General features: G+C 67.4%; 22 protein-coding genes, 1 tRNA gene and 1 pseudogene. 13 read left to right on the top strand and 11 right to left on the bottom strand.

All coding sequences use genetic code 11. The features are described 5' to 3' along the window. The first annotated feature begins 83 nt into the window (after positions 1–83). The 7 genes and pseudogenes from A5764_RS01130 (at position 84) to A5764_RS01105 (ending at position 6,028) form a co-directional block, all read left to right on the top strand. Entirely contained in the window at positions 84–1,436 is a 1,353-nt protein-coding gene (locus A5764_RS01130; protein ID WP_067107198.1) for a cytochrome P450, read from the top strand. A 12-nt stretch (positions 1,437–1,448) separates the two neighbouring features. Continuing rightward, positions 1,449–1,658: a ferredoxin gene (locus A5764_RS01125; protein WP_067107195.1), complete on the top strand. Its 210-nt coding sequence runs from the start codon at positions 1,449–1,451 to the stop codon at positions 1,656–1,658. A 3-nt stretch (positions 1,659–1,661) separates the two neighbouring features. Beyond that, positions 1,662–2,216, top strand: coding sequence for a hypothetical protein (locus tag A5764_RS01120; RefSeq protein WP_067107192.1), 555 nt, complete (start codon positions 1,662–1,664; stop codon positions 2,214–2,216). Positions 2,217–2,372: 156 nt separating this feature from the next. Further along, a complete protein-coding gene (locus A5764_RS01115; RefSeq protein WP_067107189.1) occupies positions 2,373–3,500 on the top strand; it encodes an NDMA-dependent alcohol dehydrogenase in 1,128 nt (375 codons plus the stop codon). A gap of 66 nt (positions 3,501–3,566) precedes the next feature. Next, a pseudogene (locus A5764_RS29090) lies at positions 3,567–4,742 on the top strand (tRNA-dihydrouridine synthase); the annotation flags it as partial. A gap of 58 nt (positions 4,743–4,800) precedes the next feature. Next, a complete protein-coding gene (locus A5764_RS29085; RefSeq protein WP_255360996.1) occupies positions 4,801–5,574 on the top strand; it encodes an FAD-dependent oxidoreductase in 774 nt (257 codons plus the stop codon). Positions 5,575–5,590: 16 nt separating this feature from the next. After that, complete coding sequence (locus tag A5764_RS01105; RefSeq protein ID WP_067107186.1) at positions 5,591–6,028, top strand: ketosteroid isomerase family protein; 438 nt, start codon at positions 5,591–5,593, stop codon at positions 6,026–6,028. A 27-nt stretch (positions 6,029–6,055) separates the two neighbouring features. On the opposite strand, the gene A5764_RS01100 is transcribed toward A5764_RS01105, so the two are convergent. Beyond that, entirely contained in the window at positions 6,056–6,712 is a 657-nt protein-coding gene (locus tag A5764_RS01100; RefSeq protein ID WP_067107184.1) for a dihydrofolate reductase family protein, read from the bottom strand. 154 nt (positions 6,713–6,866) lie between these two features. On the opposite strand from A5764_RS01100, the gene A5764_RS01095 reads away from it, so the two are divergent. After that, positions 6,867–7,274, top strand: a complete 408-nt coding sequence (locus tag A5764_RS01095; protein WP_067107181.1) for an HIT family protein — start codon at positions 6,867–6,869, stop codon at positions 7,272–7,274. Here the strand turns inward: A5764_RS01095 and A5764_RS01090 are convergent. Together A5764_RS01090 and phoP are read right to left on the bottom strand one after the other, a co-directional pair. After that, positions 7,271–8,698, bottom strand: a complete 1,428-nt coding sequence (locus A5764_RS01090; protein WP_067107178.1) for a cell wall metabolism sensor histidine kinase WalK — start codon at positions 8,696–8,698, stop codon at positions 7,271–7,273. The two genes, A5764_RS01095 and A5764_RS01090, sit on opposite strands and share 4 nt — an antisense overlap. Positions 8,699–8,733: 35 nt before the next feature. After that, complete coding sequence (gene phoP, locus A5764_RS01085; protein WP_067107175.1) at positions 8,734–9,453, bottom strand: two-component system response regulator PhoP; 720 nt, start codon at positions 9,451–9,453, stop codon at positions 8,734–8,736. Positions 9,454–9,625: 172 nt separating this feature from the next. On the opposite strand from phoP, the gene A5764_RS01080 reads away from it, so the two are divergent. Together A5764_RS01080 and A5764_RS01075 are read left to right on the top strand one after the other, a co-directional pair. Next, positions 9,626–10,354, top strand: a complete 729-nt coding sequence (locus A5764_RS01080; protein WP_067107172.1) for a hypothetical protein — start codon at positions 9,626–9,628, stop codon at positions 10,352–10,354. A 29-nt stretch (positions 10,355–10,383) separates the two neighbouring features. After that, positions 10,384–10,455: transfer RNA gene (locus tag A5764_RS01075), tRNA-Thr, on the top strand. A 94-nt stretch (positions 10,456–10,549) separates the two neighbouring features. Here the strand turns inward: A5764_RS01075 and A5764_RS01070 are convergent. Next, positions 10,550–10,957: a hypothetical protein gene (locus A5764_RS01070; protein ID WP_067107170.1), complete on the bottom strand. Its 408-nt coding sequence runs from the start codon at positions 10,955–10,957 to the stop codon at positions 10,550–10,552. 278 nt (positions 10,958–11,235) lie between these two features. Between A5764_RS01070 and A5764_RS28690 the strand changes: the two genes are divergently transcribed. Continuing rightward, positions 11,236–11,379, top strand: coding sequence for a hypothetical protein (locus A5764_RS28690; protein WP_197501160.1), 144 nt, complete (start codon positions 11,236–11,238; stop codon positions 11,377–11,379). 102 nt (positions 11,380–11,481) lie between these two features. On the opposite strand, the gene A5764_RS01065 is transcribed toward A5764_RS28690, so the two are convergent. Then, positions 11,482–11,712, bottom strand: coding sequence for a deoxyribodipyrimidine photolyase (locus A5764_RS01065; RefSeq protein WP_067107587.1), 231 nt, complete (start codon positions 11,710–11,712; stop codon positions 11,482–11,484). A gap of 200 nt (positions 11,713–11,912) precedes the next feature. Here A5764_RS01065 and A5764_RS01060 point away from each other — a divergent pair, with 200 nt between their 5' ends. Next, on the top strand, positions 11,913–12,743 hold the full coding sequence (locus tag A5764_RS01060; RefSeq protein ID WP_067107166.1) for a DUF4383 domain-containing protein: 831 nt from the start codon (positions 11,913–11,915) through the stop codon (positions 12,741–12,743). A gap of 2 nt (positions 12,744–12,745) precedes the next feature. Here A5764_RS01060 and A5764_RS01055 read toward each other — a convergent pair whose 3' ends face one another. Next, the gene (locus A5764_RS01055) at positions 12,746–13,501 is read right to left on the bottom strand and encodes a DUF732 domain-containing protein (RefSeq protein ID WP_067107163.1); all 756 of its coding nucleotides are present in this window, start codon (positions 13,499–13,501) and stop codon (positions 12,746–12,748) included. Positions 13,502–13,947: 446 nt separating this feature from the next. Further along, positions 13,948–15,330: a PE domain-containing protein gene (locus tag A5764_RS01045; RefSeq protein ID WP_067107157.1), complete on the bottom strand. Its 1,383-nt coding sequence runs from the start codon at positions 15,328–15,330 to the stop codon at positions 13,948–13,950. An 86-nt stretch (positions 15,331–15,416) separates the two neighbouring features. Here A5764_RS01045 and A5764_RS01040 point away from each other — a divergent pair, with 86 nt between their 5' ends. After that, positions 15,417–16,337, top strand: coding sequence for a lytic transglycosylase domain-containing protein (locus tag A5764_RS01040; RefSeq protein ID WP_231989565.1), 921 nt, complete (start codon positions 15,417–15,419; stop codon positions 16,335–16,337). Between the two features lie 10 nt (positions 16,338–16,347). On the opposite strand, the gene A5764_RS01035 is transcribed toward A5764_RS01040, so the two are convergent. From A5764_RS01035 to A5764_RS01020, 4 genes are all read right to left on the bottom strand, one after another. Next, entirely contained in the window at positions 16,348–17,124 is a 777-nt protein-coding gene (locus A5764_RS01035; RefSeq protein WP_067107581.1) for an enoyl-CoA hydratase, read from the bottom strand. Positions 17,125–17,197: 73 nt separating this feature from the next. Continuing rightward, positions 17,198–18,100, bottom strand: coding sequence for an MAP_0585 family protein (locus A5764_RS01030; protein ID WP_067107154.1), 903 nt, complete (start codon positions 18,098–18,100; stop codon positions 17,198–17,200). Between the two features lie 39 nt (positions 18,101–18,139). Continuing rightward, on the bottom strand, positions 18,140–18,604 hold the full coding sequence (locus tag A5764_RS01025) for a lipoprotein LpqH (protein ID WP_067107151.1): 465 nt from the start codon (positions 18,602–18,604) through the stop codon (positions 18,140–18,142). A gap of 183 nt (positions 18,605–18,787) precedes the next feature. After that, positions 18,788–19,435 carry a S1 family peptidase gene (locus tag A5764_RS01020; protein ID WP_067107148.1) on the bottom strand — a complete coding sequence of 216 codons (648 nt, stop codon included), beginning with the start codon at positions 19,433–19,435 and terminating at the stop codon, positions 18,788–18,790. Positions 19,436–19,492: the final 57 nt, after the last annotated feature.

Raw genomic sequence — 19,492 nt, 5'->3', positions numbered from 1 at the left:
ACGCGCGCCGAGGAGGAGTGAGCAAATGACTCCGCGAACCGACGATGCGGCGCGAGGCACGCGCGCTGAGGAGGAGTGAGCAGATGACCACAGCTATCGTGCCGCGGGTTTCCGGTGGCGAAGAAGAGCACGGCCACCTCGAGGAATTCCGCACCGACCCAATCGGTTTGATGAAGCGCGTCCGCGAGGAATGCGGCGACGTCGGCTGGTTCCAACTGGTCGACAAGCACGTCATCCTGCTGTCCGGCGCCGGCGCGAACGAATTCTTCTTCCGCTCCGCGGACGAGGATTTGGACCAGGCCGAGGCGTACCCGTTCATGACGCCGATCTTCGGCCAGGGCGTGGTGTTCGACGCCAGCCCCGAGCGGCGCAAGGAGATGCTGCACAACTCGGCGCTGCGCGGCGAGCAGATGAAGGGCCACGCCACCACCATCGAGGGCGAAGTCAAGAAGATGATCGCCAACTGGGGCGACGAGGGCGAGATCGAGCTGCTCGACTTCTTCTCCGAGCTGACCATCTACACCTCGACGGCCTGCCTGATCGGGCTGAAATTTCGCGAGCAGCTCGACCACCGGTTCGCCGAGTACTACCACGAGCTAGAACGTGGCACCGACCCGCTGTGCTACGTCGATCCCTACCTGCCGATCGAGAGCTTTCAGCGCCGAGACGAGGCCCGCGTCAAGCTGGTTGCGCTGGTGCAGGAGATCATGAACCACCGGCTGGCCAATCCGCCGAAGGACAAGGCAGACCGCGACATGCTCGACGTGCTGGTCTCGATCAAGGATGACGACGGTAATCCGCGTTTCTCGGCCGACGAGGTCACCGGCATGTTCATCTCGCTGATGTTCGCGGGGCACCACACCAGCTCGGGAACCTCGGCGTGGACGCTGATCGAGTTGATCCGCCATCCCGAGGTCTACGCCGAGGTGCTGGCAGAGCTCGAGGAGCTGTACGCCGACGGCCAGGAGGTGAGTTTCCATGCGTTGCGGTCGATTCCGAAACTGGACAACGTGGTCAAGGAAACCCTGCGCCTGCATCCGCCGCTGATCATCCTGATGCGGGTCGCCAAGGGCGAGTTCGAGGTCGAGGGCTTCCCCATCCACGCCGGTGACTACGTCGCGGCCTCCCCGGCGATCTCGAACCGAATCCCCGCGGACTTCCCCGACCCGGACGCGTTCAAGCCCGATCGCTACAACAAGCCCGAGCAGGCCGACATCGTCAACCGGTGGACATGGATTCCGTTCGGCGCGGGGCGGCACCGCTGCGTCGGGGCCGCCTTCGCCCAGATGCAGATCAAGGCGATCTTCTCGGTTCTGTTGCGCGAGTACGAGTTCGAGATGGCGCAGCCGGCGGACAGCTACCACAACGACCACTCCAAGATGGTCGTGCAGCTTGCCCGGCCGGCCAAGGTGCGCTACCGCAAGCGCAATGCGTAAGGAGTAAGTCCTATGGGCGGATTCAGGATCGAAGCGGATCTGGATTTGTGTCAGGGCCACGCCATGTGCGAACTGGAGGCGCCCGATTACTTCCGGGTGCCCAAACGGGGCAAGGTCGAAATCGTCGACCCCGAGCCGCAAGAGGACGCCCGCGACGAAGTGGAGCGCGCGGTCGATATGTGCCCGACACATGCACTGTCCATCAAAGAGAAAGAAGACTGACCCATGAATTCACCGGCGTCATTCCCGCGTGAGGAACTCGACGAGTGGGTGCAATCCTGGCTGCGGGCCAACAAGGACTGCGAGAAGGCGGGCGACTGGCGGCCGCTGGCCGGCTTCTACGCCGCCGACGCCACCTATGGCTGGAACATCGGGCCCAAGGAAGACGTGATGTGCGTGGGCATCGACGAGATCCGCGACATCGCGCTCGGCCTGGAGATGGAGGGCCTCGAAAACTGGCAGTACCCGTACCAGAAGGTCCTCATCGACGACCGCCAGGGCGAGATCGTCGGTTTCTGGAAGCAGGTCGTGGTCGACGGCGACGGCGGCCGGCAGGAGATCTACGGCATCGGCGGCAGCTGGTTCCGGCTCAACACCGACAAGCTCATCGAATGGCAGCGCGACTTCTTCGACTTCGGCCACGTCCAGGCGCTGTACCTGGATTTGATGAAGGCCGGCAAGCTGTCCAAGGGCATGCAGAAGCGGATCGAGCGCAGCCTCGCCGGCGAAAGGCTGCCTGGCTACTACCCGCTCGGCAAGGCGCCCGTCCCGATTTGGTGATCCCCCCGACCGGTTGGTGGTCCCCCGCTTGTCTACACTCCGGTGACGCACGTCATAATGGTGTGACGAACGAGAACACGTTCTACAAATGCCGTCGGGGCCCTGACCGGCCGTCTTTCCGAACTTTCGGTCAGAGCTTGCTAATGGAGGTCGTTCATGAAGACAAAAGGCGCACTGATCTGGGAGTTCAACCAGCCGTGGTCGATCGAGGAGATCGAGATCGGCGACCCGCAGGCGCATGAGGTCAAGATCCAGATGGAAGCGGCGGGCATGTGCCACTCCGACCACCACCTGGTCACCGGCGGCATCCCGATGGCGGGCTTCCCGGTCCTCGGCGGTCACGAGGGCGCCGGGATCGTCACCGAGGTCGGGCCCGGCGTGGACGACATCGCCCCCGGCGACCACGTGGTGCTGTCCTTTATTCCGTCGTGCGGGGCATGCCCCACGTGTCAGGCGGGCCTGCGCAACCTGTGTGATCTCGGCGCCGGGCTGCTCGGCGGCGCCGCGGTATCCGACGGCACCTTCCGCATCCAGTCCCGCGGCCAAAACGTCTATCCCATGACGCTGCTGGGCACGTTCTCGCCGTACATGGTCGTGCACCGCAGCTCGGTGGTGAAGATCGACCCGTCGGTGCCCTTCGAGGTGGCCGCCCTGGTCGGCTGCGGCGTCACCACCGGCTACGGTTCGGCGGTCCGCACCGCCGACATCCGGCCGGGCCAAGACGCCGCCATCGTCGGCGTCGGCGGCGTCGGCATGGCGGCGCTGCAGGGTGCGGTCAGCGCCGGCGCCCGCTACGTCTTCGCGATCGACCCGATCGAGTGGAAGCGCGACCAGGCGCTCAAGTTCGGTGCCACCCACGTCTACCCCGACATCAACGCCGCGCTGGCCGGCATCGCCGAGGTCACCTACGGCCTGATGGCCCACAAGGTCGTGGTCACCGTGGGCGAGCTGCACGGCGCCGACGTCGACGCGTACCTCAACATCACCCAAAAGGGCGGCACCTGCGTGCTGACCGCCATCGGCAGCCTGCTGGACACCAACGTGACGCTGAACCTGGCGATGCTCACCCTGATGCAAAAGAACCTGCAGGGCACCATCTTCGGCGGCGGTAACCCGCAGTACGACATCCCGCAACTGCTGTCGATGTACAAGGCCGGCAAGCTCAACCTCGACGACATGATCACCCGCCAGTACCGGCTCGAGCAGATCAACGACGGCTACCAGGACATGCTGGAGGGCAAGAACATTCGCGGCGTCATCCGGTACACCGACGCCGATCGGTAGCCGGCCATAGGTGAGCCGGTGACCGCCGGCTTCCCGAATCTGTTGACGCCGGGACGAATCGGCGCCATGACGGTGCGCAACCGGTTGGTCATGTCTCCCATGGAGACGATGTACGGCACCCCGGACGGGCTGCCGTCGCAACGCACCCGCGACTACTTCGCCGCCCGCGCCGAGGGCGGCGTGGGGCTGATCACGGTGGGCGCCACCGGCGTCGACCATCGGCATCCCGAGACCCCCGGCGGCCTGCACCTGGGCACCGACGACGCGGTCGGCGCGCACCGGGCGCTGGTGGAGGCGGTGCACGAGCACGGCGCCAAGGTCCAGCCGCAGATCGTGCACGCAGGACCCGACGGCCTGGGCCCGGAGATCTTCGGGGTCACGTCGCTGGGGCCGTCGGTGATCCCGTCGTATCTGACCGGGCGACCATCGGCCGAGATCAGCAAGCCGCAGCTGTGCGAGGTGCTCGATCTGTTCAAGGCCGCGGCGCGCCGCGCCGCCGAGGCGGGCTACGACGGCATCGAGTTGCACGCCGCGCACGGCTACATGCTGCTCGGGTCTTTCCTCGCGCCGCAACGGAATCGGCGCACCGACGACTACCGCGGCGACTCGCCGCGCGGCCGGGTGCGGGTGCTGCTGGAGGCGCTGGCCGCGATCCGCGCCGAGGTGGGCGACGACCTGCCCATCACCTTGCGCATCTCCGGTTACGAGCGCGTAGCGGGAGGGCGGCCGATCTACGAGACCGCGCTGCTAGCACCACAATTGGTGGCCGCCGGCGTGAACGCGTTCCACGTCAGCGGCGGGGTCATCGACCGGCTCGTCACCGGCATGGTCAACGGCGCCGACGACGGCGAGGAGGTCAACGTCGGCGCGGCGGCGGCGGTCAAGCAGGTGGTCGACGTACCGGTGATCGCCGTCGGCCGGATCCACGACCCGGTTGCGGCCGAACGGATCCTGGCCGACGGGCGCGCCGATTTCGTCGCGATGGGGCGTCCGCTGCTGGCCGACCCGCAGCTCCCGCGCAAACTGCGGTCCGGGCAGGCGCACCGGATCCGCAAGTGCATCTCGTGCGAAAACTGCATCGACGCAATGGAGCAACGCTTCTCCGTCGACTGCGCCGTCAATCCCCGCACCGGCAAGGAGCGCGAACTGGCCGCGCCGCCGGCCGACCGTGCCAAGCGCGTCGTGGTGATCGGTGGCGGGCCGGCCGGGCTGGAGGCCGCTCGGGTGGCCAGCGAGCGCGGCCACCGCGTCACGTTGTTCGAGCGCAGCGGCCAATTGGGGGGCGCTGCGCTGGGCGTCGGTGCTGCATCCCGAAAACCAGCCGTTCCTGCGCTACCTGCGCGACGAGATCCGGCTGAGCGCGGTGGAAGTTGTCTTGGGCCAACGCGTTTCGGCCGACGACATGGTCCGGGCCGCGCCCGACGCGGTGGTGGTGGCGACCGGTGGCCACGTCGCGGTGCCCACCATTGCGGGCGACGACCTGCCGCACGTGCATACCGGGCCCGGGCTGCGCGAGTTGCTCGGCGGTCACGCCGAATCCAGCGACCCGGCCTGGCAGCGGCTGGGCGCTTCGCTGCTGGCCGGCTGGAGGCAGCGGCTGGTGCGCCCCGCCGCGGTGCGGCTGGCCACCCGCGCCTGGATGCCGATCGGCCGGCGCGTCGCCATCATCGGCGGCGACCTGGTCGCCCTCGAGCTCGCCGAGTTCCTCGCCAGCCGGGGCCGGCTGGTGTCGATCCTCGAGGCCGGCAAGGACATTGCCCCCGAAGTGGGCAACAAACGCAAGACCGAGCACATGGACCGCCTGGACCGGCTCGGCGTCACCGTGCATGTGCGGGCCGTCGTCGAACGGATCACAACCGAGGCGGTGGTGTTCACCCCCGCCCATGGCGCCACCCGCGGGCTTGCCGCCGACAGCGTCGTCATCGCCGGAACGGTCCAACCCGACACCACCCTGTTCGACGCGCTCGTCGCCGTCATGCCCGGCGCCGAGGTGCACGCCGCCGGCGACTGCAGCGGCCTTGGCCTCATCCGCAAAGCCACCGAGGAGGGCGCGCGCGCCGCGTGCGCGATCTAGAGACAGGAGAAGAATAATGACCGACACCGCAGAATCCCAGGCATCTCAGGCCTCACCCGCGCTCGCCGCGTCGCAGAATTCGTGGCGGTGCGTGCAGGCCCACGACCGGGAGGGCTGGCTGGCGCTGTTGGCCGACGACGTCGTCGTCGAGGACCCGATCGGCAAGTCCGTCACCAACCCCGACGGCATGGGGGTCCGCGGCAAGGAGGGCGTCGCCGCGTTCTATGACAACAACATCGCGGCCAACCAGCTGACCATCACCTGCGAGGAGACGTTCCCGTCGAGCTCGCCCAACGAGATCGCCCATATCCTAGTGCTGCGCAGCAGGTTTGAGGGCGGGTTCACCAGCGAGGTGCGCGGGGTGTTCACCTACAAGGTCAACGACGCCGGGCTGATCACCAACATGCGCGGCTACTGGAACCTGGACGCGATGAAGTTCGGCAAGGAGGAGTGAGGCGGCCATCGGCCGGCAGCGATTTTCCTAGCGGCGCGTAAAAGTCAGGTGCGTGACGCCGCTGGGACTGCTCACCGACTCCACCCCGAATCGCCGCTCGAGCCCTTCCAGCCGCTCCCACAGTGATTCCCCGCGCCCCAGGATGATGGGCACCAGCACGACGTGCAGTTGGTCGACGAGGTCGGCGGCGAGGAATTGGCGGATGGACGAAGGTCCCCCGCCGAGGCGAATGTCTAGATCTCCCGCGGCTTTTCGGGCCAGTTGAAGGGCTTCCTCGGGACTGGCGTCGATGAAGTGGAAAGTGGTGCCACCTGCCATCTCGATCGAAGGTCGGGGATGGTGGGTGAGCACGAAGACCGGGGTATGAAATGGCGGGTCGGCGCCCCACCAGCCCTTCCATTCCTCGCCACCGTCTTGGCCAGTCCATGGGCCGCGCTGCGGCCCAAACTTGTTGCGTCCCATGATCTCGGCGCCGATTCCCGGCCCCCACTTGCTGGCCATGGCGTCGTCGATGCCGGTAGTGCCGCCCGGCTCGCCGTGCATCGCGTGGAAGGCGCGCGTCGCGAAAAACCACTCGTGCAACCGATGCCCGGCATGCCCGAACGGCGCGTCCAGGCTTTGGCCACTACCGGTGGCGAAGCCGTCGAGGGAAACCGAGAGGTTGTGCACGCGCACCTGTGACATGGCGAAATCTCCTGAGCATCTATCCGCGTTGTGGATCCTTGCCAGGATTGACCATCACCACCCGTCGAACTCATCGCCGAGATTGCCGTCACGGTCGTGGTGTGGACGGCGACCACAGCCGTGGCGGCAATTTCGCCGCACATATGCTGGGGCCATGGCGTCGATCTTCACCAAGATCATCAACCGTGAACTTCCCGGCCGCTTCGTCTACGAGGACGACGACATCGTCGCGTTCCTGACGATCGAGCCGATGACCGAAGGGCACACGCTGGTGGTGCCGCGCGCCGAGATCGATCAGTGGCAGGACGTCGACGGCGCGGTGTTCGCCCGCGTCATGGCGGTCAGCCAGCTGATCGGCAAGGCCGTGTGCAAGGCGTTCAGGACCGAACGTGCCGGGATGATCATCGCCGGGCTGGAAGTGCCGCACCTGCACGTGCACGTCTTCCCCACCCGTAGCCTGAGCGACTTCGGCTTCGCCAACGTCGACCGCAATCCGTCACCGGATTCCCTGGACCAGGCGCAGGCCAAGATTAAGGCGGCGCTGGAGCAACTGACCGGCTAAACGGCCGCGGGCACGTCGCTCACGCGGGGCAGCGTGACCCGGAAACAGCAGCCCTCGCCCGGCGCTGTCGTCACGCAGACAACGCCGCCGTGCGCACGCACCAACGAGTCGACGATGGACAGCCCCAGCCCGGTGCCGCCGCTGGCCCGCGCCCGCGACGAATCGGTCCGATAGAACCGCTCGAACACCCGCGACGCGTCCTGCTGGCTCATGCCGGGACCCTTGTCGGCCACCTCGAGCACCGCGTCGTCGCCTTCGGTGCCGACCCGGACGACGACGTCGGCGCTGGGCGGGGTGTGCTGCAGGGCGTTGGCGACCAGGTTGCTCAGCACCTGCCGGATCCGCGGTTCGTCGCCGAGCACCTCCGGGGTGCCCGGGCCGTCGAGCACTTCCATCGTGGTGGTGCGCCCGGGGTCGATTGCCTGGGCGTCGTGCACGGCGTCGCTGGCCAGCGCCAGCAGGTCCACCCGGTTGTGTTCCAGCGGCCGTTGGACATCCAGCCGCGCCAGCAACAGCAGGTCGTCCACCAGCAGGCCCATCCGGCTGGCTTCGCTCTCGATCCGGTTCAGCAGCATGGCCACGTCGCGGGCGGCGCCCTGGCGATACAGTTCGGCGAAGCCGCGGATGGTGGTCAGCGGGGTGCGCAGTTCGTGGCTGGCGTCGGTGATGAACCGCCGCATCCGCTCCTCGGAACCGCGGGCCTTCTCGGCCGACGACTCCGACGACGCCAGCGCCTGCTGGATCTGGGTCAGCATTCCGTTGAGCGCCAACGAAAGCCGGCCCACCTCGGTGCGCGGATCACGCTCGGGAACGCGGCGATCCAGCTGGCCGGAGGCGATGGCCGCGGCAGTCTGTTCGACCTCGGTCAGCGGCCGCAGGCTGCGATGCACCACCGCGAAGCTGGCGATGCCGACCACGACCAGCACCACCACCCCGATGCCGATCTCCAGCCACACCAGGGAGCTGACGGTGTGCTGGACGTCCGACAGGTCGATCGCGACGGTGGTCAGGCCGTGCGGGCCGCGCACCGACACCGCCCGCCACAGGATGTCGGAGCCGTTGACCGAGGGCAGCGTCGTCGGGTTGGGGCCCACGTCGTTGTCGGGCGGCAGCGCCGGTTCGGCGTTGCGATCGTTTATGGCTGTGAGCGGGGTGCCGTCGGTGCCGACGCCGCGCACGTAGAACTTCGACGGCGGGCGGCCGGGGTCCGGGCCCTCGTAGGGCGGCGCCGATTGCCGCCGCGGGGCCTGCGCCCAGCTGCGCGAGGCTTCCAGCAGCGTCTGGTCGATGCGGCTCACCAGGACGTGCCGCAGGATCGAGGTGACGGCGACACCCGAGACCGCCAGACCGCAGGCCACCAACAGCAGGGTGGCCGCCACCAGACCCACCCGCAGTGGTAATCCGCGTCGAACCTGTATCGCCATCCCCGTATTCTCGCTGCCCTGCCGGAAACGCCTGCTCAGCGCGGCTCCCGCAGCACATAGCCCACCCCGCGGAGCGTGTGCAGCAGCCGCTTTTCGCCGGTGTCGATCTTGCGTCGCAGATACGACACGTAGGACTCGACGACGTTGACGTCGCCCCCGAAGTCGTAGCGCCAGACATGGTCGAGGATCTTCGGTTTGCTCAGCACGGTGCCCGCGTTGATCACGAAGTAGCGCAGCAACGTGAACTCGGTGGGTGACAGCGACACCGGTTCGCCGGCCTTCCACACCTCGTGGGTTTCTTCGTCGAGTTCGATGTCGGCGAACGTCAGGCGGGCGTTGCGGGGTTCGGCCCCGCCCTTGCCGGCGCGCCGCAGGATGACGCGCAGCCGGGCGACGACCTCCTCCAGGCTGAACGGCTTGGTGACGTAGTCGTCGCCGCCCAGCGTCAGGCCGGCGATCTTGTCCTGCAAGGAGTCGCGGGCCGTCAGGAACAGCGCGGGGGCGTCGATGCCGTCGGCGCGCAGCCGGCGCAGCACCCCGAAGCCGTCCATCCCCGGCATCATCACGTCGAGGATCACCGCGTCGGGGCGGGCGTCGCGCGCGCGATCGAGGGCCTGGGCGCCATTGGTTGCGGTGTAGACCTCAAACCCCTGGAACTTCAGGCTGACGGAAAGCAGTTCGACGATGTTGACCTCGTCGTCGACCACGAGGACACGAGCCTCCGGTTTGGTTTCGCTGGGGGTAGCCGCTGTCATGAGGTCACTTCTGTCCTTTGTTTGAACCCCTAGTTGGGGACGCCTTTCCGATTATTGTGTGATTCCTGAAAGCTCGATGCCAGTCGTCTGCTAACAGTCTGCCAAGAATCTTTGCGTCAGCTTGGAACGGTCCCGGCTCACCCGGGGCGCGTCGTGCATAGACTCTGTTGACATGGACTTCGCCAAAGGCATCGTCGCGCTTGCGACCGCTCCCGCACGTGTCGGGCTGGCCGCCGCCGACGCGAGCCTGAGCGTCGCTTCCGCGGCGGTGGGGGTGGCGAAGCGTGCGGTCAATGAGGTCGAAGCGGGCTCCGGCACGAGCGCGGTGGCTTCCATGTTCGGCATCGACGAGGCGATCGTGCGCGCCAACCGATTGGCCCGGCTGATGGATGACGACGCCCCGCTGGGACGCGCCGTGGCGCCCGACGGGCCGTTGGATCGCTTGCTGCGCCCGGGTGGGGTGGTTGACCTGCTGACGTCGGAGGGCGGTTTGCTCGACCGCCTGACCGCCGAGGGCGGCGGGTTGCAGCGCGCGCTGCAGCCCGGCGGGCTGGCCGACCAGCTGCTCGCCGAAGACGGCTTGATCGACCGTGTGCTATCCGAGGACGGGCTGGCCGAGCGGCTGCTGGCGGAGGGTGGGCTGATCGACAAGCTGACCGCCAAGCACGGTCCGCTGGATCAGCTCACCGACGTCGCCGACACCCTGGCCCGGCTGACACCGGGAATGGAAGCGCTGGAGCCGGCCATCGCCACCCTGCAGGATGCCGTCATGGCGCTGACGATGGTGGTCAACCCGCTGAGCAACATCGCCGACCGCATTCCGCTGCCGGGACGCCGCGCCGGCCGGCGTCCGTCGTCGCGGACCGTGCGCTCTACGCGCATCATCGAAAGCGAAGAGTGACCGGTTAGGCTGGCAGCTTGATTTACCCGGCCTCCTTAGCTCAGTGGTAGAGCACTCGCCTTGTAAGCGAGCGGTCGTCAGTTCAATCCTGACAGGGGGCTCGAGTTGTTGAGCGACCTTTGCGCTGGTAGAGCCGCTTTTCGCGTCGGATATGTATGCCATTCAGCACGCCGTGAGCACATTGTGAGCACAATTTCATCCTTGGTTTCGCTGGTAGCGGCGGACGGGAACATGGCCCCTGATCTGGACGTCGACTTCGGCTCCCGCCCCGACCTCCTTCACGGTGAATTTGTAAAGATCGCCCAACGGGCTGCCAAGCATAGAGTCCCCTAGCTCCTCGACGTACCACAGCACGCCCGGCTGGTCGCAAGGGGGCTTCGATGCTCTGTCCTCTTCGACGTACCATTTCACGTCCGGGTGGCTGGAAGGGAACTCGATGGTGTCACCCCGCTGGATCTCCTCTGCGCGAATGGCGTCATGTCGATCAGCCATAGCTAACCTTCCTCTCCCCGCCGAGGGTCGGCGGTGCAGTGTGTCGAACCGGTCGGCCACCGCATCAAGATCGGAATCGAACAAGTCTGCGTACACGTCCAGGGTCATCATGCTGAGCGATCTTGTAAGCGAGCGGTCGTCAGCTCAATCCTGACAGGGGGCTCCGCTGATATGCGAGGCGCCGACACTCTCCGGCGCCCGTCCCAAAGTCATCTGCGGGCCCCTGCTCGTGCTGGGTTGCGCTGAGGTGGCAGCCCGGCGAATCATCACATCCATGAGAGCGCGCGCCGACAAGGAGTTAGCTGCGGCATTAGCAGTTTCACTGGCGTTGATGGTTGAGCGTGCCACTTAGGCGTGTTGACGAATTGAAGCCCGGAGACAGGATCCGCATGAAGACCGGGCACGCAACCGTCGTAGCGACCGAGGCCCTCGACGAGGACCGAACACTGCTCACCTTCCTCTACGGTACGAAAGGGCCTGCCGACAACTCCCTCACCGTAGATGTCTTGGACGATGACGAATGGGGTTGGTAAACGAGGATCTTCAGTGGTCCGGCAACGTGCCGAATCCACCTGCGTCGCAACGCTCCTCCGCAAGGCAAGCCCGGAGCCGCCGTAAATGAGTCCGTTGGATGATCACGACTTCTTCGATGGAATGACGATTACGACGATCAGCGTCAGGATCGAGAAGAACAATCCGAGAATGCCCCAGAGAATGGCGCTGCGGCCCTTCATGCCGGCGATTACGGCGCACACGATGGCGGCAATGATGCTTCCGATCGCGACGAAGATGCCTTTGATCCCCCTGAGGATGAGGCCTGCGGCCTCGGGCTGTTGTGTCGCCGCAAGGACAACGCTGTGCAACATGATGCCTCCATCCGGAACCACACAGTCTCGGCGTCCGCCGACCTCACTGCATATACCCAAGCGGGCAAGCAACCAAGCCGGCCGGATCGAAACGCTCTCGTGGGTATTGGCCCGGCCGGCGGCAAAGATCGCTGGAGTAGTACCGGCCGTAGCGGGTAGCCGATATCCCAAGACTTGCTGTTCAGACGGGAGGTCGCACGATGCCGGTGACGGCCGGGCACGTTCCCGGGTTGACGTCTGGGTTGCGCAGGATCCGCACGGACCCGGAGCGCTTCCGCAGCGGGCGTTGGTTCCTGTTGGCCGAGGGAGCGCTGGTGAGCGCCTTTGGCATCGCCGGGCTGGTCTCGGCGGCCGTGCATCCACATGCCGGGCCCACCGGCGCCCCAGTTTTCGGCCTGGCATCGACTCCGGCACACAGCGCGATGCTGCTGGCGTTCGGCGTGGTGGGCATTGCGGCTGTCGTCAATCGCCGCGCGGCGGTGACCGTTACCGCGTTCAGTTCGGTGGCCTACCTGATGTTGTTGTTTTTCAGCAGTGTCGCCACAGCACGCGAAAAGCCGACGCCAATGGGATTCCACGCCGCCGACATCGTGCTGCACGGAGTGCTGGCGGTGGTCAACCTCGCGCTGCTGATGTGGCTCATTCCCGACGAATTAGGAGACGAAGCCTGGGTGCCGCGCCGGCGGCGGGGGCGCGAGCGCGAGCGGCGGCAGCCCTCGGCCTCCGAATCGGTCACCGAACCGGCAGCTGTATCTCCGAGCACGGCTTCGACGAATCGAGGATCATCACCGCCCGCAGCAGCGGCTGCGCGCCCGCCGGAGTCGGACGCTCATCGAGGCCCACCCCAACGTACGGTGGCGCAGCCGATGAGCCAACAACCGAACGATCCTCCGGCCCAAAACACCGAAGAGTCAACGCATTTGGAGAACGCCGCCGCCCGGTCGACCAATCCGCTGGTATTACGTCGTGTCATGGTCCCGGCGGTCCTGGCGACCGTCGTCGGCATCGTCATCTGGATGCGCCGCCGCTGACACTACTGGCGGCCCGGGATGGCTGGTAGGCCGTCGCGGATGCCCTGCAGATCTCCTTGGATGCGTTGCAGATCTCCCTGGACGGCCTGCAGGTCGGAGAGCGCGTCTTGAAAGCCCGGCTGTATCTCGCCCGGACTCGCGGCGGCGGTTTCGTACTGAGGGCAGTACGACACGACGGCGCCGGCGGTGAAGTTGGCGCTTTGATCGGCATCCCAGATCGTCGATCCCTGCACGAAGCGGACGGCCTCCGCGAGATTGGCTTGGCGCGCGAGGAAGTCGCAGACCGCATGCCCGTGCGTCGTCACGTACTCCTGGCTGGGCACCGGCACACCGTCGTGCGTCAGCGCGGCGACGAACGCCACGTCGACGATGTCAACCGGCGGAACGGGTGCCTTCGGCGCGGCCGGGCTGGGTCGCGCGGTCGACGGTGGGACCACCGTCGGTTGCGCCGCCGGATCTGGGTGGTGGGCAGCGAACATCACCACCAATACGGCGGCCACGGCCAACAGGGACAGCGGCGGCACCGCGAGGGGACCGAAGCGGAGCAGCGACCCCTTGCGGCGCCGCGGCCTGGCGACGACGCCGTGCTCACTCGCTTTAACGGGCCCGCTTTCGGCGGCCTCCGCGCGGTGCCCCAGGCGCTCATCGAGCAGGGCGTCGGCCTGCCCGTACGACGGCTGTCCACCCCGCTCGCGAATCGATCGACGCGCGGAAGCGATGCGCCGCAATTCGGAGTCGATCGTGTCGCGGTCGCGCATATGAGCAGTCTGATGCTGCGACGACGTTGTCACAAGTCTCGGTACTCAGCGGCCGCGCTGACAACAAGTTGCGGCCAGTCGCGACTTAATTCAGACTCGGCAGATCAGCTTCCTCGGGGAGGGAACACAATTGGCCGAACCGATCATGCGATCGGTGCTTCGGCGGTCGACGGGCGGGCTCGCGTGAAGTTCGTCGCCGATCTCGTCTGTCCGGCGGTGGTTGCCGCGATGTTGGCGCTTCCGATTGCATCAGCTGGCTCACCGAAAGTGGTGCCGGTGGGATGCGAGATCAATTGGACGCGCACCGGGGGTGTGTGGATCTTCACACCCGACTGCTCACGTCAGTCACCGCCGCCCGATGGCCTGCCCGATAGCCCGCCCCCGGGGGACCCCGCCGGGCCTCCACCGGGACCGTCACCAGCCAACTGAAATGACGGCGTGCGCCGTCAGGGCAGCAGGCCGGTCAGTTCGGTGGAAAGCCCGGTGACGCTGGTGTTTTCGATGGCGTGGATCAGGTCCCGGGTCACCGCAATGGGGAAGTGGACCGTCGCCGCGGCGACCTCGCCGACACCGCCACCAACCGCGTCGACGATCGTCGTCGGATCGCCGGTGCCCAGCGCCGCCCAACTGTTCCAGGCCGCAAATTGCGGGGCGGTGATCAGGTCACGCACGTCGACGAAGAGCTTGGTCGGCAACGTCGCGGGCCCGACGGGAATCCCGTCCCAGCTGACCATTGTCCAGCCGCCCTGGGGACTGCCCTGCACGACGACGGTCCCGGTGTTGGGCAGCGGATGAGTCAGCATCAGAAGGGGATTGGGGTTGTTGACGTTCATCAGCGTCCCGACCTCGATCGCGAATTCGCTGGAGAATGCCACGTCGGTGATCTGACCGTTTCCTGCGACGACCGGGTTCGCCATGGCGCTGCTGTACATCGTTTGCAGCGCGCTGGTGAAGCCCTGGTCGAACACCACGCCGTTGATGTGGGCGGTGCCCGGGGCCAGCATCGGCACGAGGGGGAACCCGAGCGTCCACGCCACCGGGGCCACCAGATACAGCAGGCCCTGCGGGCTGATCTGCGGTGCCCCATCGAAGATGCCGGCGTTGACCTCGTTGAGCCCGGCCAGCTGCGGCACCTGCATCCCCAGCGCCGTCGCGAGCGGCGCGGCGGTCTGCTGCACCCTGATCAACTGCGACGCGAATATTCCGGCAAACGGGCCCTGACCCTGGAGCGCGCCGCCGACGGCCAGCGCCTGCTGCTGGCCCAGCGGGGTCAGCGGCAACCCGGGCACGGCCGTGTCGATCAGGTTGGCCGCGTTGCCGATCGACTGCCCGTGCCGGACGAAATCGATCACGATCGACCGCCCGTTGCCGCCGGTGGGCGGATTGATGATCGGGTCGAGGGCGCGGCCGAGCGTGCTGGCGATCCAGGCTTGGTTGATCGCGTGCAGCGGGGCGGCGGCGAACGTCTCGATCTCGGTGAGCAGCGGACTCGTAGCTGCCTGGGCGGGCGCTTCGGCCGCACCGAGCGCCCCTTGCAGCGTCCCGGCGATCGCGGCCTCCGTGTCCGCGTACGCGGCCGCCGCCGCACCCAGGGTGCGCACGAACTGCCCGTAATACGTCGCCGCCCGCGCGGCGCCCGCCTGGTACTCCTGAGCGTGGGCGCCGAACAGCGCCGCGATGGCCGCCGACACCTCGTCGGCGCCCGCCGCCGCCAGCTCGGTCGTCGGAATTGCCGCGGCGAGATTGCCGGCCGTAACCGCCGAACCGATCTCCGCTACGTCCGCTGCGGCCGTCTCCAACAGGTCCGGCGCTACGAGCACAAGTGACATCCCCTACCCCCGGTGCTATGGCGTACTCCATGATGGAGCCAACACCGGAAAAAGAAGCGTGGATCGAGAGAAATCTAGGTTTCGAAGTGAGCCGTAACCCTGTAGTCGCCACTACCTCGCTGCTTTTCGGCGCGGTGGTGCTGGCCCTCGCCGGATGCACCCACTCGACGGCGACCGCCACACCGGCGGCGTCGATTCAGGCTCCGGCGCCCGCCGCGCCGAACCTGCCCCGAGGGGCGCAGCCCCAGCTGGCCACGGATCCGGTACAGCTGGCCGACGACCTCGTCGCCGACGAGCGCGCGCTGCGTGACCCGTCGACGGCCGAACCCGCCCTGGCGGCGGCCGCGCACCGCCAGCAGGCGGCCTACCGGGCAATCGGGCACCACCCCGACTGGGATGCGGTGACGCGACCGCGAATCCCGGCGGAGCTGCTCGACTTTTACGACCGCAACGTCGACGCCCGCCGGCAGCTGAACGCGATGGCACAGGCGAAGGACACGCTGCCCGCCTGGCGCATTGACCCTCCGGTGCCGGCCGACGAGCTGATGGGCGACTACCACGCGGCGGAGTCGGAGTCCGGTGTCGGGTGGAACTACCTGGCAGCGATCAACCTGGTCGAGACGCACTTCGGCAGCATCGTCGGCCTGAGCACCGCCGGCGCCGACGGACCGATGCAGTTCTTGCCGTCGACGTTCGCGACCTACGGCCAGGGCGGCGACATCCGCTCGCCGCGCGACAGCATCATGGCGGCGGGCCGCTACCTCGCCGCGAACGGCTTTGCCGGCGACCGTGATCACGCCATTTACCAGTACAACCACTCGCACCAATACGTGCAGGCCGTCAGCCAGTACGCCGCGGTGCTTGCCGGCGATCCCGCCGCGTTCCCCGACTACTACCGGTGGGACGTCTACTACTACACGACCGCCGGCGACGTGCTGCTGCCGATCGGTTACGCCGCCTACTCCCCCATCCCGGTCGGGGAGTACCTGACGGCCCACCCGCAGTAAACCGGCGCTATCAGCTGCCTTTCTTCCGGGCGAGGAACGCCCGCATGTGCTGCTGGGGCTCGCCGGTCAAAAACGCCAGGCCGAACTGCTCGACACTGTCTTCGATCGCACCGTGAACTGTCATGTCGAACCACCTGTTGAGGAGGCGCTTTTGTTGGCGGACGGCGTGCGGGCCGAATCCGGAGAGTCTCGTCGTGAGCTCGTTGATGCGCGCGTCGAGCGCGTCTAGGGCAACGACCTCGTGCACCAGACCCCAGGTGGCGGCGGTGTCGGCGTCGATCGTCTCGCCGGTCAGTAGCAGCCAGGCCGCGTGCGAGGCGCCGATCAGCGCGGGCATCAAGGCCGAATGGATTACCGAGGGGATGCCGACGGCCACCTCCGGCATGCCGAATGTAGCGCCGGACTCGGCGATCCGCAGGTCGCAGCACATCGCGACCTCCAGGCCGCCGCCGAGGCAGTAACCCGCGAGCCGGGCGATGACGGGCGCGGGGCATTGGCGAATCGCCTCGCAAAAAGCTGCGAGCCGGCGGATGAACGCTTCGCCGCTGGACCGGTCGAGGGTGACCATTTCGTTGATGTCGGCGCCCCCGATGAAGGCCCTGTCGCCGGCCCCGCGCAACACGACGACCCGCACGTCGCCGTCATTCCCGACGGCGCGGAACGCCTCGGTGAGCTCCTCGATGGCGCCGGTGCCGACGATGTTCAGCGATTTGGAGTTGATCAGCTCGATGGTGACCAGGCCACCGTCGCGACCGAGCCGGACGAACCGTTCTTCCCTCGTGTCCATGCGTTCATCCTGACCTCGGTTGGTGAAAGCCGCCCCGGCGCGTGCCGGGGCGGCTTTCACAAAGGGCCGTCAATCAGTACAGCGGAACCCAGACACCGAAGAACCAGTAGCCCCAGCCCCCGTACATCCAGTTGAAGACCGGGAAGACGGTGAAGGTGTCGTAGTTGAAGGGGCCGTAGTCATACCGACCGCGATCCCAGTCGCGGTCCGGCCTGTCGCCCCACGGCCGGTTCCAGCCACCGGGAGGCGGCGGGCCGTCCCAACCGCCCGGCGGGGGCGGGCCATACCAGCCGGGCGGCGGGTGGTGCGGTGGCGGTCCGTCGTTCCAGCCGAATCCACGCTCCCGGGGAGGAGGTGGCGCTCCGCGATCCGCGAGGACGAATTCGACCTTCGCCCCCCCGGGGCCCGGAGCCGTTGGCCCACCTACTTGCGCGCTAGCAGTGACGACGTCTCGGCGCGGAACGTACGCCGGGTGCGGCGGCTGTGTGCTCGGCGCAGCAAGGGCCGGGCGCGCCCCGGGGCTGGACGGCGGCGTGGTTTGCCCGTTCGCCGGCGCGGTGGATTGCCCGCTCGGCGGCGTGGTCTGCGCGCCCGGCTGGGTGGTTTCGGTCCTCGGCGGCTCGCTGCCCCGCGTCCACGACGGCTGCGTGCTCTGGGTGGCCGGGGGCTGCGTGCTCTGCGTCGCCGGCGGCTGTGTGCTCTGCGTGGCCGGTGGCTGCGTGCTCTGCGTGGCAGGCTCGTGGGTCTGCGGAGCCGGCTCGTGGGTCTGCGGAGCGGTTTGCGGGGCCTGCGACCCACCGCCCGGCGCGCCACCGGGACCGCCCGGATTGCCGCCGCCGCCACCGCCACCGCCGTGGCAGTTGGGGCAGGGGGGTGGGGGATCCAGCGGAGCGGAGTTGGCGGACACCGGGCTCAGCGTCAGTGCGGAGAAGCTGAGGCCCGCCGCGACCACCGTGGCGCTGACGATGCGTTTCATAGACATAGCTGCGTCCCTTCTGGGTATGGATCGCCCGCGCTAGGGGCAGGTCACGTCCAGCTCGAATGGCTTGGTCACCGTTTGCGGCTGGTTCGGGTTGCTCATATCGACCCCGGTCGCCGTGCCCTTGATCGCGTAGGACTTGCCGTTGACCGCGGCCCCCGCGTTGCTGCCCTGGTTCGGAGCGGCGTCGGAGAAACCCAGCGTCACGCCGTTGACGCTGCCCAGTCCGACGGAATGCACGATGGGCGGGTTGTCATTGCTGACCACGGCGCCGACGCCGGCTGTCGCGTCGCCGATGCCGATGGTGGTGTTGCCGTTGGCCGCATTGCAGGTCACCTGACCGGTGACGTTCTGCGCCTGCCCGTCAACGATGACCTGAGGGCCGGCCGGTGGTGGCGCCGAGCTCGAGGCGCCGGTGTTGGATTTGTTGCTGGAACAGCCGGCACACGCTGCGGCCATGACGGCCACTCCCGCTATGCCGACCACGATTCCACGCTGCACTACCGCTCTCCTTCGTGTCGCTGGTGTCGCGCTGCCTGTTCATCTTGGCCTCGTCAACGTAGCGGACCCCAGACCGGCCCTCAGGGGCGGACGCTTACAACGCCGCTGACGCAAATACCCGATGCGGCAACCCGCAAACGTCTGTTCTCAGACCGGCGAAGTGCCTCTGTTTGCCGGCCGACCTCACGGCAGGAGGTGCAGACCCCACCTGCCCAGCAGTGGGCTCACCAGCGCGAAGTACGTGGTGTTGTCGTCACCGTCGGGCGATGACATCAATAGACCGACCGCGCTCACGGTGCCGTCGGGGTTCTTCACGAAACCGGGACTGCCGCTGTCGCCGTTGAGGCTGAAGACGCTGGCTTCGACGACGTCGCCTGCGACGTCTTTGACCACACCGCAGGTTTCGCCGGTGACCGCACCGATCTTGCAGAACGGCATGCCAACCTGAATCTGCGTGGCGCTCAGCACATCTCGGACCGCATACCTGCCCCCGACGTCACCGGCGGGCGCACCGACGCTCGGATCGAGGAGGATGATCGCCGCGTCCCTCTTGTCGCCCTCGTGCTCGCTGGCGGTGATCTTCCCCAGCGGGAGATTGTCACCGTAGGTCCATTGCGACCCGTCGTGGGCGTCGCAGTGCCCGCTGGTCATCAGGTAGTAGCCACCGTCGTTGCCTTGGGCGGCGAAACCCGCTGTGCACGAGCTGCTTTCGTCCTCGACCTTGATGCCCGGTGCGACCCCCGGATCGGCCCGCACCGGGAACGCCAATGCGGTCGCGGCCATCACCGCCGCGCCAAATAGCCCCAACCCTCGCACCCAGCGCACGGCCACGCCGCCCCCTCGTTCTTGTGTAGGGCAGCATGTTAACAGCGCGGGGCGGGCGGTTCG

It is taken from the genome of Mycobacterium sp. 852002-51057_SCH5723018 (assembly GCF_001667035.1).
Classification (GTDB): domain Bacteria; phylum Actinomycetota; class Actinomycetes; order Mycobacteriales; family Mycobacteriaceae; genus Mycobacterium.
Note: the sequence above shows the minus strand (reverse complement) of the source record. Positions and strands in the feature narration are given on the sequence as shown.